Genomic DNA, 25,176 nt, shown 5'->3' with positions numbered 1-25,176 from the left:
AATTTGGATATAGAAACGGCCAGCGAGCTGGCCGTTAAAGTAGGAAGGGTGTTGAATATGTTTAGTTTAGGTACCAGTCCCAAGGCATAAGACCTTGCTCTGCTAGACCCGTTAAGCGACCTTCACGAAGCTTAGGATCAACACCTGGGTTTGTGACATAGTCCCAGTCGAAGGTAGTGCTGTTGTCGCTGAATCCTGCACCATCAATGACAAGCACATTGTCGGTAGCATCGCTGTACTGGTAGCTCTGGAACAATTCATCGCTAAACCAAAGACGCGACATTTCGTTCATAAGGGCTTTATCTTTGCTTGATGGATTTACTTCGCTTCCATCAAAACGTACAGCTTTGTTGAACATAAATGGCAGTTCTGAACCGTTACATGCACCGCTGATGCAACCAATCGTTTTGAATAGATCAATGATTGGCAGTTGGTCGTATTCGCCCGTTTCTTCATTTAGACCTGTTTTATAGTTCCACATGTTAAAGCTTGGTTTGTGCTCAAAGTGGTATAGCGTTGCTTCTACTCCGCTGTTTGCTGCCATGTGACGAGCTGGACCATTGAACAAGGTGTCATTTAGCAAGGTTTTAAATTGCTTCATGTTGTCAAGAGCGCCACCAAAGCTAGATTCTGAGTTAGGGTAGAAATCAGTTAGAGCCAGAATATCTTGGGTTTGCTGGTGGCTAGTGATCTCAACAATGTCGACCAAGCAACCTACGGTACCCGCAATATCGTTGGTATCAATGCATCCAGTCATTTCAAGTAGATCACCTTCTAGCTTGGCACCATAAAATAAGCCCGTTACTGCGCTGTACGCACTGCTTGGCAATACAAGATTTGCTGAAACTTCATCACTTGCTTGCTCAGATAGTTTTTGTTGCAGAAGAACGATGTTGTTTTCATCTTCCAACCAGTTAACCATAGCTAGAGCTAGCTTTGTTGGATCTTCGTTAGTAAGCAGTTCAGGTTCATCATTTGTTAATAACTCGATGACCGTCGGGATTAAGAACGTAGCGCTAAATAGCATGCCAAAGCTGTTCGCTTCATGTGCATTTTCACCTAGGACAGTTGGTACTGATAAGCCTGCTTGCGTTGGTGATTTTGCTGATTCTCTACAGCTACCAAGGAAAGTTTCTTCACACAATATGTAAGGAGCATAAGGCATCAGGTTTGACATTGGCGTCTCATCTGCGGCTGGGCTCAGAATTGGGATTTGCAAAGAACCTAACAACCAATTTTTTAGCTGTTCAATACCATCCAAAGCTGTTTCTTGCGACGCCATGATCTCGTCGACCGAAGTGTCTGCATCAAAGTTATTGTTGCGGCTCTTAGCAACGTCATAACTTGGATACTCGAACCCATAAGGGTTGCTTTGCATGATTGCACGTTGGAAATATTGACCTGCGATATCGTCATCTTGCTGCAAGAAACCGATAGACATAGCACCTGAGCCTTGACCCATAACGGTTACGTTTTGAGCATTACCACCGAAGTCAGCGATATTGTTATGTACCCACTCTAAGGCGCGCTTCTGGTCACCTAGACCATAATTGCCATCTTTGTTCGCGCCTTTAATCCATTGAGTACCTAACTGACCAAGACGGTAGTTAAAGCTTACATAGATGAAAGGCTTACCATCGTCGCTTCCTTGAGCAACCACGGTATCACCTTGGATGAGCGGCTCTGCACCAGAACCGTATTCGAAATCACCACCGTGAATGAATACATAAACCGGTAGTTCTGCGTCAGCATCTACGCCTACTGGGCGCCAGATATTGAGGTTAAGGCAGTTCTCATCTTGTGTTTGTGTTGTCGTTTTTAGTTGAGGACAAGCATAACCGAACTGAGTCGCATCCAAAGTACCTTCAACAAGGTTTACAACTTCACTGGGTTTAAAGCGCTGAGCCTCTGCATATTGAATCCCTTTGAAAGATTCAACAGAAGCCAGTTTGTCGTCTTCGGTATTCGAAGTTATAACCAGTTCTTCTATCGTCGCTTTAATCGTTACGTTACCGATTTGAGCATCAAACGGTTTAGCCGGTGCCGGAACTAACGGTTCGGGCTTGTCTGGGAATGGAACAGTAGGGGCACTATCAGTATCGCAACCTGCTAAGGCAGTAGTAATAGTAAGAGCGATCATTGAACGGTATGCAATAGTCATAAAATGAGTTTCCACAATAGTATTCGGCGTAGTCTGTTTCATCGCTATCTGCGTAGATAACAGAACTACAAAATTTCTTATTAAGAACAACCTGGTTTAAGGGCTAGGCTGGTAATCAAAGTTCGGTGACTAGAATCGGTAGCCAAGGTTCAATGTCACAGCCGAACGAGTTTCGCCTTTGTTGTACAACATGGTCATGTTGTAGTTTTTGCCGATCTGCTTGTTAAAACCTGTTAGGAATGCCCACTGGTCGATATCGACGCCAACGTCATAATCAAATTCGATGTCTCCGGTTTTTACAGTACCTTGCATACGTGAATCTAAACCTTGGTATTCAGCACCAACGAAGAATTGAGCGCGATAATCAACCAATTGGTAGCCCAACATTGGCTGAATCGTCACAATGCCATCACCCCAATCATCCAACCCTTTCAGGCGTGTTTGGGAGTAAGTACCCGTCACTGAGGCAAAGAATTCTTTGTAACCAACAGATAATGTGGTGCCCGCGCCGCGTAAGTCATATTCAAGATGAAGTGGTACATTCAAACGACCACTGTTACATAAGGCAGAGACACCTTCGCAAAGTGCGTTACCTAGCCCTGGCAATTTGTTATTGAGCTTGTCTTTTAAGTATTCACCTGCGGCGCCGGTATAAGAGGCGTCAATATTCGCATCAACGTTTACCTTTCCTACGTACCCGAATACATTCCAGAATGGCAAGATGTTTACGTCGCCGCGTATCGAAACACTTTCCGCTTTGACCGTCGCAACACTGTCTTCCGGGTCAAATAAATCATTCAAGCGCACTCCACCAATCACGTAATCTGTCATGGGTATATCCATATCTTGATTGCGATAAGCCACTGATACGCCGAATGGAAGGGGTAAATCGATACCTTGACGACGCACCATGTCACCCATTAAAGGGAATACTCGATCTAACTTAACACTCGCTTCTTGCATACGAGGATCTGAAACTTCTTTTAGACGCTCTTCATGCAGGACATTAACGCCGTTGTCGTCTTCATAAATTGCGACGGGTTCAGTTACAGCGCTCATGGTCATCGGTTTCGTTTTAGACGTACCCTCGATGTTAGTTGTCTTACGTTCAATAACGACTTTACCAGAGTCTAACGTTTGGAAATCAATCACTTGGTAATAGGTATCGACTTTTGACTTACCAAGATTAAATGGCTTGTCGTTGGTGATTACCATGCGTTTTGGTGTGCCGCCTACAAGTTCAATATCAACATTTAAGAAACGGAAATAGGCGATGTCTTGTGGTAAGCCGTATTTCGAATAGTTGAAGCTAATGGTCACGTCGCCGTTGTCTTTTTCATTGACTTTCACTGACGATGGATCGAAGCTTTCTGCATAATTTCTTAGTCGATACTCAGTGCGCGTAAACTCTTCAATTTCATCGATCAGTTTTTCGTTTTCATCCAGCTCTTGCGGGTTGTATTTGACGCGCAGGTCGATGTTGCCTTTGCTGTCTGTGTTTTTTATCAGATAGACGCTTGAGTCACGAACCTCATCGCCAATTTGTATGGTTCGATGTGCGTGTTCAACTAGGTGTTCGCCCTGTACGAGTGAACTGATTGCTAGCTTTGGTAAATCATGACTGATGCCATATTTGTCAAATAGTGCTCGACCTTTTTCCATAACTTCGCTGTAAGTCTTGGTTTCTGCCGCAGACGCAAAATTGGGGGTGGTAAGTAATAGGGCGATCGCTAACACAGAAAGAGTATGGGTCTTACAGGCGCTGGTGCGTATTTCAAAAAAACTCATGACGGTTCCCACGCTGAGTAGCCTCAAACCTTCGAGACTCAAACAGTCGATGTAATACTGAACGTCGTGTTCAGTTGTTATGTATTTATCCGTTAGGATTGTTAGTGTGAATGTCGCGACTAAAAATGCATTGCGTCAATCAATGAGAGGATTTTAAGAGGAGGTGGCAGATCGCGTTAATCGCTTTTGATGGACGCTATCCTCACTTAGTAATAATTAGCGTTAATCAATTGATTTATAATGATTTTCAATAGATAAAAAAACGGCCTGTGAAGTAAAAATACTTGGCAGACCGTTTTGTTGTGAGTTGTTAAGCGCATTTAGTTCTAAGCAGTTACCCTCACTCTAAATAGATCAGTAAACAACTTCGCTATCATCAGAATAATCAAAATGTTTACGAGCATCAAAAGTGGCGTTTCAATTCCATAAACAGGTGTGAGGTTGAGCGCACCAGATGTGAGAACAACTAATAAGTTAATACCCAATATTCGGTGTACCATGAGCTTAGGTGTCGCGAACACTTTCCATATCACCATAATGTTAAGGAAGTAGAATAGTCCCAGCTCCCATAGTTCTGTCATTAATGGCATCACAAAGATGTATTGCAACAGAACCACCGACCCTGTACCCAACACACCATAAAAAGCGTCCTTAATAACGCTTGGTGGCATGGTCGGCACCATAGAAGAGAATACACCGGCTAACATAGGAAATATGAAACCACCTGGAACTGGAAGATAAATCCAAACCAACAGCGATGTGATAAACATCGACACGCCTTGCAGCACTTTGCGCCCATCTTCATTCAAATGTTCAACAAACGTGCGATGTGCATGATGCCAAGACACGTCTTTATGATCACCTATGACATTGAGTTCACCCTCAACAAGAGATTGTTCTGGTGTTAATACATCGAACGTCTTCAAGTTGTGAGTAAGAACTGCCCATTGGATATCTAAGTCTGATTCGCTGTTACTTTGTTTGAGTAATGTATCTTGGATATGTGCCATTTCATCGATACGCAAGCGCCATGTTTGGATGTTCTCTTTAAGGTGGTAGCTTCCGGTCAGTGGCAGATCTAAAAGTTGATACAGCTTATCAATATTCGCGGTGTTGCTTTCAAGTGCGGCAATGTCGATGTTGTCTGTTTTTTCCATCGCATCTAACAACGCTTGTTTACTGGTTTCGAAACGTTGTACAAAGTTGAGTTCAGTATTCACAGGCCACACGATGCGATACACAATAGAGAACACAACAACACCTAATAGTGTTTCTTGAAGTCTAAGTACAGCAAAGTGAAAGGTGGTTTGGTTATCAAACCCGCCCATACAAGCAACAATCGAACACACGGTAAATCCTATTGAAAAGATGTAGCCGTATTTCTCGTCACTAGACATGAAAATACAAGTGCCTAAGAACACGGTAAGAAATGTTAGAAACAAAAATCGATCTTGTGAAAACATCGCAATGAGGAAAAAGGCATAACCGGTCCCTAACAAGGTTCCCATTAACCGGTTATGGCCTTTGTTTATTGAATGGGCGAAGCTCTCGTTCAATGCCATCACTGCGACGGCTATCGCAGCCCAATACGGTTTTTCCCAACCAAACCACAACGCTAGGCAGATTGCGATAACGATAGAGAGTGCGACTTTAATCGCGTCTTTAGTCGATGCAGTGAACATAAGAATCACCTAGCTATTTTTGATTATTTTGATCGAGGCAGTCATACCAACACGCAGTTGTACGTCTTCTGGTATTTTGTCTAACTTCACTTTGATAGGGATGCGTTGAGCTAGGCGTATCCATTGGAAGTTTGGATTCACGTTTGGCAATAAATCATTACCTGTGCTGCCGTCTTGCTTCGCGATACCAAAACCAATACTTTTGATATGTCCTTCTAGCTGAATATTGTTGTGCATCATTAAGGTCACATAAGCAGTGTCCTGAGCATCGACACCGACTAAATCAGTCTCTTTGAAATAACCTTCAATCCAGAAGCTATCTTCATCAATTAGCGCAACCACAGGTGAATTCGCGACAACTTGAGAGCCAACACGTAGGTTCAGATTGGTGATATAGCCGTTAGTAGGCGCATATACCTTGGTGTACTCAAGGTTGAGATGTGCTTCTTCTACGTTCGCTTTTGCCAGTTCGACATTTGCGGCGCTGGTTTCTACCGCGTTGTTCAAGTTGTTTAGTGTCAGCACGGGCACGGCACCGGGCGTTCTTTTCTCTAAATTCAACGCGCGTTGCTCTTCGTTTTTGGCTTTGGCGAGTAGGGCAAATGCTTGTTTTTGAGTCGCAAGTGCTTTTCTGTAGGTCGCCTTGTAAATACTCGGATCGATCTCAAAAAGAAGATCGCCTTTTTTTACCTTCGAGTTGTCTTCGACATGCACTTCAATGACTTGACCCGTGACTCGAGGTGTAATCGAGACGATATAAGCGCTGACTTGTCCGTCTCTGGTCCATGGGTTACTTGAGTACGACTGGTAATAGCTATAAACCACAGTTCCCGCAGCAGCCAATAATAAAAGTGTGATGAGATAACGTTTGATCACAGTAAGTGCCTCAAAAAATGGTAATAAAATGGCCGATAGCGCCAGTAAAAATCACGATCAAGCTCAGTTCTGCTATTGCAGGAAAGGCGACGTACTTATGAAGGCCAAACCGTGTCGCGATTGACCCTGTTAGCATTGTCAGTATGTAAGCCAGTGCGATAACCAATAACAGCGGTGGGAAGTAGACTTCATCCCACACAAGCTCATGCGGCATGGTATTCATGGTTCTGTTCTCTATTTGTTTGATGAATGCAACGATAACGGAGTTCGATTTATTGTGATAATCGCTTATAGAGGATCGTACCCATCAAAATCCAACTTTATTCGGTGATTATGCCAACTGCCTCTTTGTTGAGAGCCGTAAGCCAGTAAAACAACGGTAGGTAGGTTGTCGTTCTTGAAGTGGAAACACTTAATTGAAATTGATTTCGAAAATCATCTACTTTTGCCGATTTAAGATAAATATATTTAAAACAATCACTTAAGATGTAAGTTGCACTTCAAAAACTATGCGAACAGTTAAAGTGATGATTTGATCCATCAAATGGGATTACATAATAAAACCTTTTGTTCTTAATATTCGGTTCGAAGCAACGAGATGCTTTATTTATTTTGAATAATCCAACAAATATCATTATTAAGTTATTCGTTAGATTATTTACTCCTTATATTTAGTAACAAGAGTAAATTTGTCATGGACATTATTTCTAATCTGTTTGACATGGCACCATTTGTCGCACTATTTATTACACTCTCATTGGGTTATATGGTTGGTAAAATTACTATCGGCCGATTTGTTTTAGGCGGTGTGGCCGGAACATTATTAATGGGCGTAATTATTGGGCAATTTGGTGTTCAGATTGATCCCGGCGTAAAAAGTATTTTCTTTGCGCTCTTTATTTATGCTGTGGGTTATCAAGGCGGCGCACAATTCTTTAAAGCGCTTAACTTTAGAACCATCAACATTCTGTTGTCTGCGGTTGTTATGACGGTTTCAGGCTTATTGTGTGTACTTGCCGCTGCGTGGTTGTTTGACTTAGATAGAGGTACTGCTGCGGGCCTAGCTGCCGGTGGTTTAACTCAGTCTGCGATCATTGGTACTGCAGGCGATGCGATCGCCCGTTTGGGTGGTGTGTCTGAAGAAGCCAAACATCTGATGCAAACTAACGTTGCTGTAGGTTACGCTGTAACATACATCTTTGGTTCTCTAGGTCCAATCCTAATGGTGACATGGGTATTCCCAACACTAATGAAATGGGACATTCGCTCTGAAGCAATCAAAATGGCAGAAGCGAACTCAGATGGTAATGCAGAGCTTGGTGCTGGTGAATTCAATGCGATGACAAAACTTGAGACTCGCGCTTTTGAAATCAAAGCAGAGAGCAAACTGAATGGTTTGACACTAGCCCAAATCAATCAAGATTCAATAGACGCATGCATCGAAGTTATCGAGCGTGATGGCAAAGCGATTGAAGCAGACAAATTTACTAAGCTTCAACAAGGCGATGTTCTGGTTATCACAGGTACTCGTAAAGCCATTGGTCAGTTGAAAGGTGACTCTGTTGGCTCTGAAGTTGTGCTTCCAGAAGAGTACGAAGTCATTGAAGAGAACCGTCAGCTTATCGCAGACAACAAACAACTGATTGGCCGTACACTAGGTCAAATCAAATCAGAAGCGAACAAAGGCACTTACCGTGGTGTTTATGTGACTGACTACCTTCGCGAAGGTGTATCAATCCCAGTTCACGCTGACCTTGTTGTTAAGAAAAATGATGTTATTCAATTAACTGGCTCACCAAGCGATATTAATCGTGTTCAAGGTACAATCGGTAAGCCAATGAACTCAGCAACAATGACTGACTTCATTGTACTAGGCATGGGTATGGTATTGGGTCTTTTGATTGGCCTAATCAACTTCAAAATTGCAGGTATTCCGGTCACTATCGGCTCTGGTGCAGGCTGTCTAGTGTCAGGTCTGATTGTTGGTTGGTTACGCAGCCGTAACCCACATGTGGCGCAATTCCCAGAATCAGCAGCAAGCTTTATTCGCGACTTCGGTCTAGCAGCATTCGTGGGTATCGTTGGTCTTGAGGCTGGCCCTCAAGCGGTAGACACCATCAAAGAACACGGTATGAGCCTACTATTCTTGGGTGTTGCGGTAACCATCATTCCACAGATTATTTCGTTCTTCTTCTCTTACTTTGTTTTGAGAATCAAAAACCCAATTGAAGCACTTGGTTGTGTGACTGGTGGTCGAAGTGCAAACCCTGCGTTTGCGGCATTGATGGAAAAAACAGGCAATGCAACTCCAGTATTCTCATTCACAGTGACTTACGCAGTAGCCAACGTGCTATTGACCCTTTGGGGACCAATCATCGTCGGCATTATCTCCGTCAACGCTGGTATGTAATTCAGACTATAACGTCAGTCTAAGACGTCAATCCAATTAAAACACTAAGCGATTCCCTGGCCAAACATAGGGAAGGGGATCGACTTGCTGAAATTTATGAAAGTAAGGTATCTATTATGACTACTCAAACTCCAACTATCGATTTTTCAAAATTCGCTGACCTAAGCCCATTCGAGCTAAAAGACAAACTGATTGAAGTGGCGCAAGCTGTGCCAGATCGTGCACTTCTTGATGCAGGTCGTGGTAACCCTAACTTCCTAGCAACGCTACCTCGTAAAGCATTCATCCGTCTTGGTGAGTTTGCGGTAGCAGAAGCAGAGCGTAACTACGCTTACCTAGGTGGTGATTTCGGTGGTATCCCTGATGGCGTCGGCATCGTTGAGCGTTTCGACACGTTCGCAAGCCAATATGCAACAGACAAAGGCGTTGATTTCCTACGTCGTGCACTAAGCTACGCAAAAGACCGTCTAGGCATCGAAAAACAAGCGTTCCTAAACGAGCTAGTACTGGCTTACCTTGCGTGTAACTACCCAGTGCCACCACGTATGCTAGTGAACATCGAGAAAGTGGTTAAACAATACATCGCAGAAGAGATGTACGGCCCAATGCCAATGACGACTAACTTTGACCTGTTCGCAACAGAAGGCGGCACTGCGTCAATGACGTACACGTTCGCAACCATGTTCAACAATGGTCTATTGAAAAAAGGTGACAAAGTTGCGCTAATCACGCCAATCTTTACCCCTTACCTAGAAATCCCAGAGCTTTCTGAGTACGAACTAGAGATCGTTGAACTGCGTCTTGATGAGACCACTTGGCAGCTTCCAATGTCTGAAATCGAGAAACTGGCAGATACAGACATCAAACTACTTTGCGTCGTTAACCCTGCTAATCCAGCATCAGTGAAATTCTCTGACGAGACTCTAGAGAACCTAACGAACTTTGTGAATGAGCAACGCAGTGACCTATTCATCATCACTGATGACGTATACGGTACATTTGCCGATGACTTCGTTTCTCTATTTGCAAAACTACCATACAACACACTTTGTGTTTACTCGTTCTCTAAGTACTTTGGTGCAACAGGCTGGCGTCTAGGCACTATCGGTATTCACGATGAGAACGTGTTCGACGATACACTTCGCTCATTCAGTGAAGCGACACAGTGCCAATTGGACGACCGTTACAAAACGCTAACTCCAGAGCCACGTGACATCAAATTCATCGACCGTATCGTTGCTGATAGCCGCAGCGTAGCATTGAACCATACTGCAGGTCTGTCTCTACCACAACAAGTACAAATGGCGATGTTTGCATTAACTTGTCTAATGGACTCAGAAGGTCGCTACAAAGCCGCTTGTAAACGCATCATCCGTGAGCGCTACACAACGCTTTACAAAAACATGGGTGTAGCAATCGAAGAGAACAAAGACCGTGTGGATTACTACACACTACTAGAGCTAGACACGCTAGGTGGCAAACTTTACGGTCAAGAGTTTGTCGACTGGTTCAAAGCTAACGAGAAAGGTAAAGACTTCCTATTCCGTCTTGCTCACGAAACCGGCGTAATCTTACTACCTGGTAAAGGTTTCGACACAGTACACGCATCAGTACGTGTATCACTAGCGAACCTTACTCACCACGAGTACGAGCTAATCGGCCGTGCAACACGCACTGTATTGGATGAGTACTTCGCTGAGTTTCAAGACGCATAAGTTCAAGTCTGGCTTAGAATCAAATACATGATTTAAAGCCGATGACGTCCAACTCATTAAGAATAAGCCTCGGCGATGTCGAGGCTATTCCGACCAAATAAGCACAGTGGTTAGATCGATAAAACTTCCTATCTTGATGTTCCGTTGTGTTTATTTAGTCGTCTTATCCAAGTATTCAAATCCATTTCAAACTGAAAGAGCGACGCATGAAAAGCATTATTTCTATTCAATCTCACGTGGTTTACGGGCATGCAGGAAACAGTTCTGCGGTTTTTCCAATCCAAAGAATGGGACTCGATGTGTGGCCAATCCACACTGTTCAGTTCTCTAATCACACTCAATATCAACAAGGTTGGACCGGGCAAACATTCGGCTCAGATGATATTCGAAACTTGATTCGAGGCTTAGACAACATCAACGTACTGAAAGACTGTGGTGCGATCCTATCGGGTTATCAGGGAAGCGCAGACCAATGTAAAGCGGTTGCCGAGTCGGTTAATTTAGTTAAAGAAAAGAACCACAGTGCACTCTATGTTTGTGACCCTGTAATGGGTGACCCAGATAAAGGTTGTATCGTTGAGGATGGCGTTAGAACCGCCATTACTAAACACTTGCTTCCTATTGCCGATGTTATAGTGCCAAACCAATTTGAACTAAGTGAATTGACCGGCATTAAAATCCTCTCCCTTTATGACGCGGTTACAGCATGTAAGAAAGCATTGGAGCTTGGTCCAAAGATGGTGCTCGTGAAGCATCTTCACTCATTACCCGATGACGCGTTCAGTATGATTTTAGCAACGAAAAAGGCATGTTATTTAGCCCAACGACCGAACATTGAATTTGCTCAACAACCGGTTGGTGTCGGTGACCTTATCTCTGGCCTGTTTACCGCAGGGTTAATAAAGAGAATGTCTCCCGTAGCTGCATTCCGACATGCAAATAACGCGGTCTATGGTGTGTTGGAGCTAACTAAAAGCTATGGCACTTGGGAGCTACAAACAATCAATGCACAATATGAATTTGTAGAGCCTACCCACGATTTCAACGTGGTCAAAATCGGGTAGAGCGTTTAACTCCGATAGTGGTGGAGGGTGTACCTATTCGATGGGTCGCATCCTACAAACGAGATTACGAGCTAAGACTAAACCTAGCTATATTACTCCCAGAAAGAGACGGACTTCACTTTATCCCTATTTATTAACTTCTCTGTTTATAGCTGTTCTTTTGATTAAACAGAGTCTCTGAATCATTTTAGAGAACATTAAATGAGCCTAATTATGAACCGTCTAATTTCCTCGGGTTTTACCGTTGCTTTGTCATTACTTGTAGTGGCATGTAGCTCACCCCACACGTTGGATGTACGCGTACACAAAGACAATTACAAAGAAGTGGTTGTAGAAGAAGCGATATCAGTAAAAGAGCCATTGCGTATGTGGGCGAGTGAGAACCCAGACTTCTTATACTCTCCAATCGATCAAACAACGCCAATTAAAGTGTCAGGTGAGCAACTAAATATCTTAGCTTTGTCAGGAGGCGGCGCGAACGGAGCCTTTGGAGCCGGTATTTTGATAGGGCTGGAAGAATCTGGCCAATTGAAAGACTACTCAATAGTTACTGGCATCAGTGCAGGAGCGCTAATGGCACCATTTGTATTCATCGGCGGAGATGCATTTCCGAAGATGAAGGAGGTGATGTTAAACATCAATGACAAATCAGTGCTCGGCAAAAAGAACTTTTTAAACACCGTGTTTAAAGATGCTTTTACTGACGGTAAAAACTTGAATCAATTTATCGCTCAGGCGTTCCCTGAACCGATGATCGAGCAAATTGCTGCGCGACACCGCAACGGTAAGCGTTTGTTTATTGGTAGCACACACTTTGATTCTGGAGAGCTTGTCATTTGGAATGTGGGCGCAATTGCAAATAGTGACATGCCAGATAAGTCTGAACTTATATATAAGGTTTTAGCAGCAAGTGCTTCTATTCCTGGAGTCTTCCCACCGCAGTTTATCAATGTGAAGTACGAAGGTAAAAGTTATGAAGAACTTCACGTCGATGGTGGTTTAGCCGCTCAAGTATTTTTCAATCCATCTAACTTCGACTATCAGCAGATCTCAGATGCTCTTGGGTTAGAAAAACCACCACAGCTCGATGTTATTCGAAATGGAGCACTGAAAGCGCCGTACCACTCGCTGAGAGATAAGGGTCTAGATTTAGTAGCAAAGAGCGTATCAAGCCTGACTCTTGCTCAAACACGTGGTGATTTATATCGAATGAAATACATCTGTGAAATCAACAACATTGATATGCAATTTACTTACATCGAGCACGACTTTGGTTACGCCAAACGAACCAAAGACATGTTTGATGAACACTATTTATTAACCATATACGAATATGGTTATCACAAAGCAACTCAGGGCAAACCTTGGGTAACAGAATTACCTTAATTTAGGGATATCGTAAAATGAATAAAACAGTTTTAGCGCTACTTATCATGGCAACGTCTAGCGCTGCCATGGCACAAAATGTGACCTCAATGGAACAGCAAAAAGTCGATAACGACATGCTACAACTGGCCGACGTTCAACAAGAAGCGGCGTTGTTCATGGTTGAAGAAAATTCAGACTACGTGGAGATTGACTACATTGGTCAGTGGGTTGACGTGAACAATTACGTCACACATAAAGAAGCTAAAGAACGCCAGCTTCAAAAGACCACCAAGAAATACATTTACTCGCAAACAGGTGAAACTCTAGAATCCATCGAGCAGCGAATTGCTGAGCATATTCAAGTGGACCAACCTAGATATTTCAGTGTCGATGTTTACCGTAATTACCACGGTGATTCTGGGGACTTTAACTATCTAGCTCGAGTTATCGAATACATTTAAGTTATTCGTTTGACATCAACGATAAAACCTACTAGCTTACGTAGGTTTTTTTGTTTCAAATTGAGGAATTATTTTCACTAATATTATTCTGACAAAGTAGATATTTCGCCAACCTGTGATAATTTAAATACATAACGATTAAAAGTAAGCACAACAAAATGAATTTCAGCATTGAACAACTTCTCGCGTTCGTTACCGTTTATGACCAACTCTCTTTCAGCAAAGCCGCCGTTAAACTCAATAAACACAGAACGACAATCGGGCAGGTTATTACTAACCTTGAAGACCAACTCGCGGTAAGCCTATTTGAAAGGGTTGGGCGCTCTGTAAAGCCGACAGAAGACGGGCATCTTCTTTACCATTACGCTAAACAAACCATTGAACAAGCTCGTACCTTCGATAAGGTAGCATTGAGCCTCTCTTATGGCGGGTTGGAAAACATCACCTTTGCTTATTCTGGTGTGATACCTCATCAAATGCTTTTGGATATTCGAAAGAAACTGCGTCGTGATTTCCCGATGATGCGAGTGAACTTTTTAATCCGAAACAAAAAGGATATTAAGAAGGGCCTTCAAAGTGGCGAGTACCACTTTGGATTAGTCAATGTGCATGACAGCCGGGGTATACACAGCTTTGATGCGACTTTTCTAGGTCACATTGAGTTTTCCCCATTCGTTCAAAAAAATGGTGAGTTCTCATCTTTGGCGCAAGAGGATGTACTTTTAGCGTTAAGAAATTCAAAGCAGTTTATCTTGAGATCGTTTATTGAAGAGGGAATGTCAGAAAAAGTAACCATCAGCTCCGATAACGAAGAAGTCGATCAATTGGCGTTAGTTATTAAAATGGTTGAAGCCGGTTTAGGGTGGGCACTGTTACCAAAAACGTTTGCTCATTCTGAATTTTCCCATTACGACATTGAACCTATACAGTCGTCTGAAATGCACCAAGGATTCAAATTCGGTTTTGCGCTTTGGTGCAATCATTCTAAGCAAGTGAAGGATGTAAAATTATCGGTTTTATCTGTTATACAAGAACATGTTGATCGACTATTGAGTCAATATTAGCAAAGGAAGAATGTAGGTAACTTATTAATAGAGGCTCATTTATATGAGCCTTTTGCGTTTCTGTCATCTCGAAAGCTCTTTAATTTTGTAGGGCGACATCCTCTATATAGGAGTAGGGCAACACCATTATTTGGCCTATTCTATGCCCGTCGATTAAGGACCCCCTTTATTGGCAATAAGTGTTTAATTTCTATGTTTATTGCAAGGAAGCAAACTTTCGGCCGGGTTTCGTCACCCGGTCTTTTTTATGAGGCAAATTTTATGACTCGCTGCGGCGGCATTGTTCTTCTTTCCTGCTTTTTATTTACAACATCTTCTTTCGCATCGTTTTATGATCCTGTTGATGGTCAATTTGATATGGGGCATCACCTTGCGGAAAACGCATATGGCTTTTTGCCTATCCCAATTTTGATTACCGAGCCTGCGGTGGGGTACGGCGGCGGTGTGGCTGGTTTGTTTTTACATGAGACGGATGAGGAAAAGCGACAAAGAAAGCAAGCTGCTCTTTCTGCCATAGATGGTGGTGCGCAGTTAGTACCCTCAGCAATGTCAGTAGTGGGCGCAGTAGGGACAGAGAACGAAACTTGGTTTGTATTTGGTGGCCATAGACGATCTTGGATGAATGATTCCATTCGTTACACAGGAGGCGGCGGCTTTGGTGTTGCGAATTTGGATTTGTACACATCAATCAACTGGGGCCCCATAGATCATGACCTTAGAATAGGCACGTCAACTTCGGTAGCCGTACTTTCACAAAAGGTGCAGTTCCGGATTGGGCATACGCCTTGGATGTTGGGAATAAAGCAGTTATTAGCTAAGTCTGAGATTGAATTTGATAACATGGTTTTAGACCGAATTTTGGGTAACGAATCGGTTACTTCTGGTTTAGGGTTGGAGGCTGAATATGACACAAGAGATAATTTATTTTATCCAACCAAAGGTTACAAATTGTCTGCAGATTACATGGTGTACGACGATGCGATTGGCAGTGATTACAATTACCGAAATTTGAACATAGATGGCGAAGCCTATATCCCAATTGCCAATAAATGGACGTTAGGCTTGGCTGCAAATTATCAAAGCTTCGAACAGCAAGACCTGTTTGTATCACCCACAGCGAAACCGTACGTGTCGTTACGCGGGGTGTCATCTTATCGGTACCAAGGAGATGAGATTGAAACAATTCAAGGCCAATTGACGTATAGCATCACTCATCGTTGGAAGGTGTCTGGGTTTTACGGTTCAGGGGTTGCAAAGCAAGATAACGGCATAAGCCACGACAGTACCGTCAATGCCGGAGGTGTCGGCTTTCGATACCAAATCGCGAGACGTTACGGTTTGCACCTTGGGATGGATTATGCGCAAAGCCATGAAGAACGCGCTATCTACTTTAACGTAGGCAGTGGTTTCTAGAACAACGGAATAGGTTAAATTTTTCCAAGAAAAAAGGCGCTAATTAGCGCCTTTTCGTTTTCTATCACTTTCTTACAGTAAGATTACTTCTTACGGCAGAACTCAGCGATTACGTACATTGATTGACCGCCGTTTGTTTTACCAGAAACAAGCTTAGGATCGTCACCAACGCTGATACCACGAATAACAGTACCTTGCTTAATCACTTGGTTAGTACCTTTGATTGGCAGGTCTTTGATTACTGTTACGTCGTCACCTTTCTTAAGTTCAACGCCATTCACATCAAGAGGCTTGTCATCAGCAGACATGCCGATTTGTGCCCAAACTGATGTTTCTTCTTCAAGGTACATCATGTCTAGCGCGTCCTGAGCCCAGCTTTCTGTGTTCAGACGAGTAAGTTGACGCCATGCCGTTACTTGAACTGGCGCTTCCTGGCTCCACATGCTGTCAGTCAGACAACGCCAGTGGTTGATATCTTTAGGATCGTCAATCTCACCAAGACATTTGTCACATACCATGATGCCGTGATCCACTGTTACGTGGCTGTGTGGCGGCACTGCGTATGCAGTAAGAGAAGAATCAGAACCACATAGTTCACATTTAGATTGGCAGCGTTCTAGCATAGTAGCTTCAGAAGACATAATGGACTCACATTTATTAGGTATTAAATTACGGGGCTATTATCCACTTTATTTACAATAAAGAAAGAGGTCGTACGGTATTCTGTCTTGATTAATTTTAGCTGAGATCAACCATTTGTGTTTTAAAGTTTTATGCAAACGGTCAACTAGGGGACTTGTTCGAACGACAGAGACAAAAATGCCAGCGGTTAGGCTGGCATTTGGTTTCATTTAGAGCTCGTTATTATTCCAATACAGAGGCTGCGTTGGACACTGTACTCAATTTGTTGTTTACCAAGAAATCTTTTGCTTGTGCCTGCATTTCTGCATGGTGAGCGGAATCTAAAGGTAATGGTGTTGTATCGTCTTGTGGGATAACAAAGGTACTGTGCGCTGCAACATTGTTAAATTTCACAAATTCGTTAGTTCCGGCACTGCTAGGTGTCGCACTACTTGAATCAACAACAGTTAGGTTAAGCTTGGTTGCCAACGGTGTTGTTCCCGCGAATGGAGCGCTTGCTACAGAGTTAGGTACTGTATCATCGCCTTGAACTTGCCCAATATAAATAGGTAGTACAGGTGAACCAGAGCTTAACAGGTGGACAGCGTTAGTGAACGGGTCTATGGTATCTAACACGGTTTGAGCTGCATACGCGAATTGCTGAAATGCTGCCGTCATCACTGCTAATTGTGCTGTGGTTGCATTGCTTTCAAACGTTTCATAGCAGATTTTGTCTGATAGATTGGAACAGGTCGCACTTGCGAAAGTCGCGTATTCCGTTGAAGCGCTCAACGCAACATTGTGTTTAACCTGAGGACCAAACTCCGTAGAACCGAGTAGAAGGTTAGATATTTGACCGCCAGAGTTTTCAAAAGCTGCCGAACTAAACGAATACAGAGCATCAGCCGTTGGACTACCTAACGTACGGTTAGAGGCAGCAACAGCTGTCGTTCCAACAATACCGCCCAAAGAGTGACCTAAAAATTTAACCTGTGAACCTGTATTTAGATTAAATGCACTCAAAGGTGAACTAGCAAGTAAACCAGCTTGCAAAGAAGCGGTTAACGAAGCTCTCAAGCCCATTACATCTAACGCACTTTGTCGAACGTTATCGCGCGCTACTGGCAAGTTAGTTAGGTTTAAATAAGCTAAGACGTTTGCATTTGCTGAGCGTGTATCATCTAGACTACGTGTACCGTGGATTGGTAAATCTATTGCTAGAACCGCTGTATCATCGCCCACTAAATTATAAGCAAACGCATAAGCATTCTCTTTAGCAGAGGTAATACCATGTTGATAGATAACAACGTTTTTTGGTGTTGCCCCATTCTTAGTAAATAACAAGAACTCTACATTTTCTAATGACTTAACTTGAGGAACAGGAGAGTATTTCGTAATAACTCTTTCGCTATCAAGCGAAGAGCCATCAGCTAGTGTAAGGTTCAAACCTACCAGTTTAAGTTGTTCTGTTTGGCTTGTCGCTAAGACACTGGTGTCGATACCAGCAGCAACTAATTGAGCAGCCATATTGGCTTGTTCTGCGCTATCGCTTAAAGCATTTGAAACTTTGGCAAGGCTCGGCATGCCCGATTCAAAAGGTTGAGAGTTCCATTCATTACTGCCTTTCTCTAAGTAATGAGGAAGTTGAACGAACCCTTGGCTAACATTGACGTTAGCACCTGAAGCATCATACATCGTCTCGATGGCTACTTTTGCTTTTGTAATCTTAGTCGCGTCGCCACCACCAATATACTTATCAAAATCAGTGTCACCGCTAAGTGCATCTTTGAAAGGTTCTGACGTTCCAAACTGCATCGCATAAGCTGTCGACAAGTCAACAGAGTTAGGGTTTGCGCTACCTGCCCAAACGCTATTGAGGTTTGCTGCAGCCAACCCTGTAGCTGTTGCCGCTTTGGTAGCGAAAAGGGAATCACCTATAGACTCAGTCGTAAACCACGTCGAATAAATGATGTTTTCAGTATCAAGGTTAATAGCACCTGCAGCCGTCGCTCCAGCAAAGATCTTTTCAACACCTTGAGTGACTTGTTGTGCTTGAGCTAGGCTACCTTCGGTGTACGTTACCGCACTAGATTTCAGTGCAGCATAACTTGCCGACATGCCAACAGGATCACCATTAATATCCGTGAGTTCATTTGACAGCGCCAACACGTATTCACTTGAAGCATCTAAGGAATCATTGAACACAATTGTGAAGGTGTCAGTTGAGGCACTAGATAGAACGTTGAAATCAACGCCTAAAGTCAATATTCCAGCGACACTAGGTGCAGTTTCAGATGTGAGTGAGCCGCTAAGTTTTAATAGGTAAACCCCACCAGTAGCTACACCGTCAGCTAAGCCAGTACCTTCAAAGTCCATGATAATTGGCATTGAAGTTGACCAGCCATCCATTGTATTCATTGCTGCGATAGGGTTGGTTAATGAGTCATCACCGCCAGTCGGCAAGCCAAGTGTACCGTCGCTAGCATCCATCAACGCGAAACTAGGAAGAGGAACTGCAATATCAGCACCCGTTAATTGAAACTTGATGCTCGTCGCTTGTCCGAGTGAATCTTGAATGTATTGCTCATATTGAATCGCTGTTGACGCACCTGAACTCGAAGAGTCATCACCACAACCAGCAAGAAACATTGCTGAAGCGAGCAGCGAAACATTAAATAACTTTTTCATGTTTTAATTCCGTTTAGTTGAAGGTGTAGTTCATTTGAATTGCAGATAGGTAAGCGACTGCATCACCAGAGAATTCAAGTTCTTGCCCTAGTTCATTGGTTTCTTTGAAGTCACCATCTTTACTTTGTACAAGGGCAAAACCAGCATCGAAGGAAAGGTTAGGGCTGTACTGGTAAGTTAAACCTGCGCTGTACCAGAAACGGTCGCTATCAGGAATACTCAACGTCGCTTCACCAGCTTGCTCGTCATAAGCTAAACCAGCTCTTAAGGTCCATTCTTGGTTTAACTGATAAGTTGCACCCAGTGAGTAACGGTTATTGTCGTCGTAGTCTTCGGTCTTTTTAAAACACTCGCCACTTACACAATCTGAACTTGTCGCTTTAAGCTCTTTGAAGCTACTCCACCCAGTTTGTTGCCACCCGTAGTGAATTGCCCATTGGTCGGTCAATTGGTGGAAAGCTGAAATTTCAATAATCGAAGGCAACGTGATTTTTAGACGTCCTGTTGTTGTCGTAGCACTGCCTTCCACGATGCTGCCCGTGTAATCAGTAAAGTCACCGTCATCAAAGTCGAGGTCTACCTCTGAACGATAAGCGATAGAGAATCGGTTGTTTTCATTCAGTTCATATAACGCGCCCACGTTCCAACCAAATGCAAATGTTTCACCTGTCATACTGATCAGTTTTGTTGAGGCAGGATCTCCAGTGATGTTCGAAATAGAGCCTTGATGACGATTTAGTTCAGCCTCGGCGTAAACAAGGTTCGCACCCGCACCAACACTAAACTGGTCGTTAACTCGATACGCCACATTGGGGTTTAAGTTCACTGACACTAGTGAAGTATCACCTGCAAGATCACCCGCATAAATATCGTCTGGGTAATCGGTAGCAACGCCGTAGTTAGAAAACATACCAATGCCCCAAGCCCATTTATCGTTAATAGGGCTGATGTAGTATGCGGCAGGGACGACTTGCAATGGCGCTACGTCTTTAGATACTTGGCTTTGTCCGCCAGAACCTGGAACATTGTTTTGAGTAATATCCACTTCTGGATCAACGATAGAAACCGCGCCTGAAAATTGGGCTGTATCAAATAGGGTCATTGCGGCGGGGTTTCTCGCTAGTACACTCGCGTTATCAGCTACTGCACCTTCACCTGAAAAGGCACGACCAAGACCTGAGGCAGAATGCTCAGCAACTTGGAAACCAGCCGCAAGTGAGTTACATGCAAATAGTACTGAAAGTGAAACGAGAGAGCGTTGTATTGTTTTCATCCTTGACCCTCCTAGGGCATCGAATTTCGTTATTATGGTTTGAAAACACACTGAGCATTTTTGGTGTTGAAGCTCTAATGTAAATGGCATGTTAAATTCATGTTTTGTATAAAGTCAAAGAAAGAGTTGTTATTTTGTGAGGTTATGTTTTAAAGGGGCGGCACTTTAACATCGATAATATAAGTATAATCAATAATTTATTCGTGGTTGGAGGTGTGACCAGAGTGTTTATGCATCGTTGCGGTATAAATAGTGTTCAATAGCTCAATATGTAAGAACTTTGTTTCTGTTTACCACCATTCGCTAAATCGGCATAATATCGACACTCGTTAGAAGTCATTAAATTGGAATTTTAAGTTTGGAATTACTCGCGATAGAGTTTCTTGGAAAACCGCTTCGTTTAGAAGGATCAATGGCAGGGTGGCAACAGTTGTATTGGGATAACACTTTGGTATCTCAATTAGATGCGACCACAGACCAAGAAGACGCCCGAAAACACGAATTTACACTACGCGCTGGCGAAGAAACGTTGCAGTGTCACGTTGAATCGACCGTTCAGTGGCAACCGTTTGAGATGACGTATAAAGCGTCGGTGAATGGGCAAACCATTACCGAAGGCAATCGAAACACCAAAGATATTGAACAACAAACTCCTGTTGTCGCTCCTAAACCAGAGAAGCGTTTTAGCTTAATTGGGTTGGTGTCGCTTGGTATGAAAGCGCTTAAAAGCGCCAAGCTAATCAAGGTCGTACTTGCTTCTGCGAGTTTAGCGGCCTATTCATGGTTGTTTTCAATTCAGTTCGCTTTGGCCTTAATCGCCTGTTTAATGTTCCATGAGTACGGTCATATTAGAGCGATGAAATACTTCGGCATGAAAACCAAAGGGATCTATTTGATACCATTTCTTGGTGGCTTGGCGTTATCCGATGAAAAGATTAATACGCGTTGGCAAGATGTGGTTATCTCAATCATGGGGCCATTGTTCGGCCTGATATTGTCGTTAGTATTTATGGTGCTGTACTGGGCGACTGGCGAAATGTTCTTTGCCGGCCTTGCAGTATTTAATGCTCTATTAAACCTGTTCAATCTAATGCCGATTTTGCCTCTCGATGGCGGACATGTTCTTAAAAGTATCAGTTTCTCGATGAACAGTGTGCTTGGCATTGTACTTTGTGTCGCGGCTGCCGTTGCTGGTGTGGTATTGAGTTATCAGTTGAATTTAACCCTGTTTGGTTTCTTATTGATCATGGGCAGTGTTGAAATACTGTTTGAATGGAAAGGACGTCATCACAGTCACTTGTTACCGTTAGACAAATACGGGCAAGTCGTGTCGTTCGTTTGGTATGTAGGTTTAGTGAGCAGTTTGATTGGTGTTATCTGGTATTTTGCATCTACTGGTGATCAGCTATTAAGCCTACCATTACAAATTCTTGGTACTTAACGAGTGAGTTTCTGTTGTTGGAATTATCCAGCTGCTTAGTGCACTTGAACTGTTAGCAAGCAAGAAACTGAAAATGCCCTAACCAATATGGATAGGGCATTTTTGTATTTACACCAGCTAGGCGATTCTTACTTAGATTACGCTTTGCAATTTGGTCTTGGTGAACCTGATTGAGGAAGCGTTTTTATCGTTGCTTGTAGATCTTTAATACGCGTACTGTGGGAAGGGTGCGTAGAAAGCAACTCTGGCGGTTGATTACCCCCTGATGCTTTCGCCATGTTTTGCCACAAGTTGACACTTTGGTTTGGATCGAAACCTGCTTGAGCCATATACTCTAAACCAACAACATCGGCTTCAGACTCTTGAGTTCGCCCATACGGTAGAATAACGCCATATTGAACGCCTAATCCTAACGCGGCCATCGTCATACCTTGATATTGTTTGTACTCTGATGCACCTAACGCGACATTAGTAATAGACAAGCCAGTATTAGCGATTTGAGACTGAGACAGGCGCTCATTACTGTGGTCTGCAAGAACGTGTGCCACTTCGTGACCGATAACCGTCGCGAGTTGGTCTTGGTTTACTGCAACATTGAGTAAACCCGTGTAGACGCCAATTTTTCCGCCTGGCAGAGCGAACGCGTTCACTTGGTCGCTATCAAAAACCACCACTTCCCATTCACTAAAACCTTGCTTAGGAATGTGTTGAGTAATACTGTTCGCTACGCACTGTACATAAGCGTTAGTTTTGGCATCTTTACTGATGGGTTGTTCTTTCTTCATTTGTTCAAAAGATTGTGCTCCGAGCTGAGACATGTCTTTATCTGAAAAAAGCAGCAATTGGTTTCTGCCTGTCGGAGAAGCGCTACACGCGGTTAGGCCTGCAAGTGTGAGAAGCGAGGCAAACTTCATCCATGACGTCATACAATATCCTCTGTGTATTCGGTTTTTATGCATGTTAACATCAACTTGCGTAATAGCTAAGGGCTGTAAGATAACTAACAGCGGTAATATAGAAAAAAGCTATGCACGCGATAACAAGATCAATAATTAAGGAACCTATATGAGTATTTGGAAAAAGCCCGTTGACCTAGATACCTTCAACGCGACCTCAAAAAATACCTTAATTGAACACCTCAACATTGTTTACACCGAAGTAAATGACAATTCTTTGGTAGCAACCATGCCGGTTTGTCACTTTACGCACCAACCACTGGGTATGCTTCATGGCGGCGCATCGGTTGTGCTAGCAGAAACGCTTGGCTCATTGGCTGCAAACTTCTGCGTACCAGAAGGCTATTATTGCGTTGGGCTCGATGTCAATGCGAACCACGTAAGGTCAATGCGTGAAGGGCATGTCATTGGTACTGCTGAGCCTATTCACTTGGGCGTCTCTACTCAAGTATGGCAGATCAATATCACTGATGATCGTCAACGCTTAGTTTGTACCAGCCGTTTAACCATTGCCGTTAAGAAACATAAGCGATAACAGACTAGGCAGTCGTACGCTGGTTTTGTCTTTAGAAGAAGTAATCAGTACTTAGAACAAGCAATCAGTATTTAAAGAAGTAACCCGAGAAGCCCATGGTCATAACGTTTAAAAGTGGAAAAGTCATCGCAACCGCACATGAGCTGGTTGTTCGTTTAGATGGTGAGCATAGAGTCACGCTGCAAGCCCAAGTTGATGCAATTCAACTCATCGGAAAAGGGGCAAATGTCATTTCAGCTAACGGTTCTGAGTGTAAATGGTCGATAAAACTAGACGATGAACAGCAGCTCCGTGAAATCGCCAATGAAATTGGCTGCGATGTGATGTAATCCTATACTGTAAAAGCACTTACCCCTTCAGATTGAATAACATCTTAGGATGTCGTACTCATAATTCACAATAAAATTGTGTCAGTAATATTGATTTTACGCCATAAAATAGGGAAACTGAATTCAATGTCCTTTGAATAAGTTTTCCTCTTTATGAGCAGCCCAAGACTTCGCGTTCAATTTGAAACCCTGTTTGAATACTTCGATGGTAAAGATTCTGATGTTCAACTCGACGACATCACGGATGTGCTTTGTTGTACCCGTCGTAATGCCCGAATGGTACTCAACAAGCTTGAAGAAGAAGGGTGGGTAGAATGGTTACCTGCAGCAGGTCGAGGAAAGTTATCTCAACTTATCTTTAAACAGAATCGTTGTGATGTCAGCGAGAACTTAGCAAGACGCTACTTGCAGGAAGGAAAAATTGGACAGGCGCTGTCAGTGCTTGATCACAATGCTGCCAAACTCACGCAAGTTATTCAAAACTACTTGGGCGTACAGTATCAAGAAGGCGAACAAGTTATTCGTTTGCCTTATTACCGGCCGCTTTCAATGCTTAACCCAACCAAATCGATGCGTCGTTCAGAGCAACATATCGCTTGTCAGGTATTCAGTGGGTTGACTCGTCTAGATGAGAATGACCAACTTCAACCCGATCTTGCTCATTCATGGCAAAAAATCAGCGATTACCAATGGCGATTCTTCTTGAGACCCGGTGTTCGTTTCCATAACGGGGAACCTCTGTTAACCAATCATGTTGTGGATACACTGCTTGCACTCGAACCTCTCAACATGTTTTCGCATATCAAAGATGTCTCTTCACCTGCAAATTGTGTAGTAGATGTTTTTCTCACACGTCCAGACAAGTATTTTCCCCTCGCACTAACGGAATCGGTCGCTAAAGTCACATTACCGATCACTTTACGTGGTGAAGACTACGATATTCGACCGATTGGAACGGGACCTTATCGCATTGAAAAGAACGACGAGAAACAACTCGTGTTAACCGCTTTCAATGGGTACTTTGGTTTCAGACCGTTAATTGATCGCGTTGAAGTTTGGGTGGTGGATGAGGCTTATTCTTCAATGGTTTACCCAAGCCTATCTAAGCCTGTTATGGCCGACCGTGGCGATAGCGATGAAGTAGAACTCGATCCTGGTTGCACGTATTTACTGCTCAATAGAAAGAAGGGTATTGCACAAGATCCCGCATGGGCACAGTTTTTATCTAACGCGTTGAATGCGGCGGATCTGTTTGTTCATATTCCAAAAGAGACTGTTATCGATTTGGGCGTGTTACACGCTTATGGGATAAAACCCGGTTGGTATGACAT

The 25,176-nt window shown here is 43.3% G+C and carries 20 protein-coding genes; 11 read left to right on the top strand and 9 right to left on the bottom strand.

Going from position 1 to position 25,176, the window contains the following annotated elements; genetic code table 11:
• Positions 1-61 precede the first annotated feature (61 nt).
• From AB4517_RS09510 to AB4517_RS09490, 5 genes are all read right to left on the bottom strand, one after another.
• On the bottom strand, positions 62-2,161 hold the full coding sequence (locus AB4517_RS09510) for a carboxylesterase family protein (protein ID WP_372148255.1): 2,100 nt from the start codon (positions 2,159-2,161) through the stop codon (positions 62-64).
• Positions 2,162-2,290: 129 nt separating this feature from the next.
• Entirely contained in the window at positions 2,291-3,949 is a 1,659-nt protein-coding gene (locus AB4517_RS09505; protein ID WP_372148254.1) for a hypothetical protein, read from the bottom strand.
• Positions 3,950-4,275: 326 nt separating this feature from the next.
• Complete coding sequence (locus AB4517_RS09500; protein WP_017059804.1) at positions 4,276-5,631, bottom strand: FUSC family protein; 1,356 nt, start codon at positions 5,629-5,631, stop codon at positions 4,276-4,278.
• A 9-nt stretch (positions 5,632-5,640) separates the two neighbouring features.
• Positions 5,641-6,507 carry an HlyD family secretion protein gene (locus AB4517_RS09495; RefSeq protein WP_372148253.1) on the bottom strand — a complete coding sequence of 289 codons (867 nt, stop codon included), beginning with the start codon at positions 6,505-6,507 and terminating at the stop codon, positions 5,641-5,643.
• A 10-nt stretch (positions 6,508-6,517) separates the two neighbouring features.
• Positions 6,518-6,730: a DUF1656 domain-containing protein gene (locus AB4517_RS09490; protein ID WP_017059802.1), complete on the bottom strand. Its 213-nt coding sequence runs from the start codon at positions 6,728-6,730 to the stop codon at positions 6,518-6,520.
• Between the two features lie 471 nt (positions 6,731-7,201).
• Here AB4517_RS09490 and aspT point away from each other — a divergent pair, with 471 nt between their 5' ends.
• The 7 genes from aspT (at position 7,202) to AB4517_RS09455 (ending at position 16,002) form a co-directional block, all read left to right on the top strand.
• On the top strand, positions 7,202-8,917 hold the full coding sequence (gene aspT, locus AB4517_RS09485; RefSeq protein ID WP_372148252.1) for an aspartate-alanine antiporter: 1,716 nt from the start codon (positions 7,202-7,204) through the stop codon (positions 8,915-8,917).
• 116 nt (positions 8,918-9,033) lie between these two features.
• Positions 9,034-10,632, top strand: coding sequence for a bifunctional aspartate transaminase/aspartate 4-decarboxylase (locus AB4517_RS09480; RefSeq protein WP_372148251.1), 1,599 nt, complete (start codon positions 9,034-9,036; stop codon positions 10,630-10,632).
• Between the two features lie 206 nt (positions 10,633-10,838).
• Positions 10,839-11,696, top strand: coding sequence for a pyridoxal kinase PdxY (gene pdxY / locus AB4517_RS09475; protein WP_017060057.1), 858 nt, complete (start codon positions 10,839-10,841; stop codon positions 11,694-11,696).
• A 213-nt stretch (positions 11,697-11,909) separates the two neighbouring features.
• Positions 11,910-13,082, top strand: a complete 1,173-nt coding sequence (locus AB4517_RS09470; protein WP_017060058.1) for a patatin-like phospholipase family protein — start codon at positions 11,910-11,912, stop codon at positions 13,080-13,082.
• Positions 13,083-13,099: 17 nt separating this feature from the next.
• Positions 13,100-13,525, top strand: coding sequence for a hypothetical protein (locus tag AB4517_RS09465; RefSeq protein WP_102394485.1), 426 nt, complete (start codon positions 13,100-13,102; stop codon positions 13,523-13,525).
• Positions 13,526-13,683: 158 nt separating this feature from the next.
• Positions 13,684-14,589: a LysR family transcriptional regulator gene (locus AB4517_RS09460; RefSeq protein ID WP_372148250.1), complete on the top strand. Its 906-nt coding sequence runs from the start codon at positions 13,684-13,686 to the stop codon at positions 14,587-14,589.
• A 261-nt stretch (positions 14,590-14,850) separates the two neighbouring features.
• Positions 14,851-16,002, top strand: a complete 1,152-nt coding sequence (locus AB4517_RS09455; protein ID WP_017069662.1) for a BamA/TamA family outer membrane protein — start codon at positions 14,851-14,853, stop codon at positions 16,000-16,002.
• 83 nt (positions 16,003-16,085) lie between these two features.
• Here the strand turns inward: AB4517_RS09455 and AB4517_RS09450 are convergent, their stop codons facing one another.
• From AB4517_RS09450 to AB4517_RS09440, 3 genes are all read right to left on the bottom strand, one after another.
• Positions 16,086-16,643: a PhnA domain-containing protein gene (locus AB4517_RS09450; RefSeq protein ID WP_017060062.1), complete on the bottom strand. Its 558-nt coding sequence runs from the start codon at positions 16,641-16,643 to the stop codon at positions 16,086-16,088.
• Positions 16,644-16,866: 223 nt separating this feature from the next.
• Positions 16,867-19,311, bottom strand: coding sequence for a VolA/Pla-1 family phospholipase (locus AB4517_RS09445; RefSeq protein WP_372148249.1), 2,445 nt, complete (start codon positions 19,309-19,311; stop codon positions 16,867-16,869).
• 13 nt (positions 19,312-19,324) lie between these two features.
• A complete protein-coding gene (locus AB4517_RS09440; protein WP_017064607.1) occupies positions 19,325-20,584 on the bottom strand; it encodes an outer membrane protein transport protein in 1,260 nt (419 codons plus the stop codon).
• Positions 20,585-20,942: 358 nt separating this feature from the next.
• Between AB4517_RS09440 and AB4517_RS09435 the strand changes: the two genes are divergently transcribed.
• Positions 20,943-22,025, top strand: a complete 1,083-nt coding sequence (locus AB4517_RS09435; RefSeq protein WP_372148248.1) for a site-2 protease family protein — start codon at positions 20,943-20,945, stop codon at positions 22,023-22,025.
• 137 nt (positions 22,026-22,162) lie between these two features.
• On the opposite strand, the gene AB4517_RS09430 is transcribed toward AB4517_RS09435, so the two are convergent.
• Positions 22,163-22,951 (bottom strand): M48 family metallopeptidase, encoded by a 789-nt coding sequence (locus tag AB4517_RS09430; protein ID WP_017069658.1) that lies wholly within the window; start codon positions 22,949-22,951, stop codon positions 22,163-22,165.
• A gap of 139 nt (positions 22,952-23,090) precedes the next feature.
• Here AB4517_RS09430 and AB4517_RS09425 point away from each other — a divergent pair, with 139 nt between their 5' ends.
• The 3 genes from AB4517_RS09425 to AB4517_RS09415 all read left to right on the top strand — a co-directional run.
• Positions 23,091-23,516, top strand: a complete 426-nt coding sequence (locus tag AB4517_RS09425; protein WP_372148247.1) for a hotdog fold thioesterase — start codon at positions 23,091-23,093, stop codon at positions 23,514-23,516.
• Between the two features lie 95 nt (positions 23,517-23,611).
• The gene (locus AB4517_RS09420; protein WP_017064605.1) at positions 23,612-23,845 is read left to right on the top strand and encodes a DUF3389 domain-containing protein; all 234 of its coding nucleotides are present in this window, start codon (positions 23,612-23,614) and stop codon (positions 23,843-23,845) included.
• Between the two features lie 153 nt (positions 23,846-23,998).
• On the top strand, positions 23,999-25,176 hold a 1,178-nt coding region (locus AB4517_RS09415), incomplete at its 3' end, for an SgrR family transcriptional regulator (protein WP_372148246.1).

It is taken from the genome of Vibrio sp. 10N.222.52.C3, assembly GCF_041474195.1.
Taxonomy (GTDB): Bacteria; Pseudomonadota; Gammaproteobacteria; order Enterobacterales; family Vibrionaceae; genus Vibrio; species Vibrio crassostreae_C.
The sequence above is the reverse complement of the archived record's forward strand: the minus strand, read 5'-3'. Positions and strand labels throughout refer to the sequence as shown.

Excerpts from the sequence above, each read along its gene's own strand:
- AB4517_RS09510 (WP_372148255.1), bottom strand. The coding sequence starts at position 2,161 with ATGACTATTGCATACCGTTCAATGATCGCTCTTACTATTACTACTGCC.
- AB4517_RS09505 (WP_372148254.1), bottom strand. The coding sequence starts at position 3,949 with ATGAGTTTTTTTGAAATACGCACCAGCGCCTGTAAGACCCATACTCTT.
- AB4517_RS09500 (WP_017059804.1), bottom strand. The coding sequence starts at position 5,631 with ATGTTCACTGCATCGACTAAAGACGCGATTAAAGTCGCACTCTCTATC.
- AB4517_RS09490 (WP_017059802.1), bottom strand. The coding sequence starts at position 6,730 with ATGAATACCATGCCGCATGAGCTTGTGTGGGATGAAGTCTACTTCCCA.
- aspT (WP_372148252.1), top strand. The coding sequence starts at position 7,202 with ATGGACATTATTTCTAATCTGTTTGACATGGCACCATTTGTCGCACTA.
- AB4517_RS09480 (WP_372148251.1), top strand. The coding sequence starts at position 9,034 with ATGACTACTCAAACTCCAACTATCGATTTTTCAAAATTCGCTGACCTA.
- pdxY (WP_017060057.1), top strand. The coding sequence starts at position 10,839 with ATGAAAAGCATTATTTCTATTCAATCTCACGTGGTTTACGGGCATGCA.
- AB4517_RS09470 (WP_017060058.1), top strand. The coding sequence starts at position 11,910 with ATGAACCGTCTAATTTCCTCGGGTTTTACCGTTGCTTTGTCATTACTT.
- AB4517_RS09465 (WP_102394485.1), top strand. The coding sequence starts at position 13,100 with ATGAATAAAACAGTTTTAGCGCTACTTATCATGGCAACGTCTAGCGCT.
- AB4517_RS09460 (WP_372148250.1), top strand. The coding sequence starts at position 13,684 with ATGAATTTCAGCATTGAACAACTTCTCGCGTTCGTTACCGTTTATGAC.
- AB4517_RS09455 (WP_017069662.1), top strand. The coding sequence starts at position 14,851 with ATGACTCGCTGCGGCGGCATTGTTCTTCTTTCCTGCTTTTTATTTACA.
- AB4517_RS09450 (WP_017060062.1), bottom strand. The coding sequence starts at position 16,643 with ATGTCTTCTGAAGCTACTATGCTAGAACGCTGCCAATCTAAATGTGAA.
- AB4517_RS09445 (WP_372148249.1), bottom strand. The coding sequence starts at position 19,311 with ATGAAAAAGTTATTTAATGTTTCGCTGCTCGCTTCAGCAATGTTTCTT.
- AB4517_RS09440 (WP_017064607.1), bottom strand. The coding sequence starts at position 20,584 with ATGAAAACAATACAACGCTCTCTCGTTTCACTTTCAGTACTATTTGCA.
- AB4517_RS09430 (WP_017069658.1), bottom strand. The coding sequence starts at position 22,951 with ATGACGTCATGGATGAAGTTTGCCTCGCTTCTCACACTTGCAGGCCTA.
- AB4517_RS09425 (WP_372148247.1), top strand. The coding sequence starts at position 23,091 with ATGAGTATTTGGAAAAAGCCCGTTGACCTAGATACCTTCAACGCGACC.
- AB4517_RS09420 (WP_017064605.1), top strand. The coding sequence starts at position 23,612 with ATGGTCATAACGTTTAAAAGTGGAAAAGTCATCGCAACCGCACATGAG.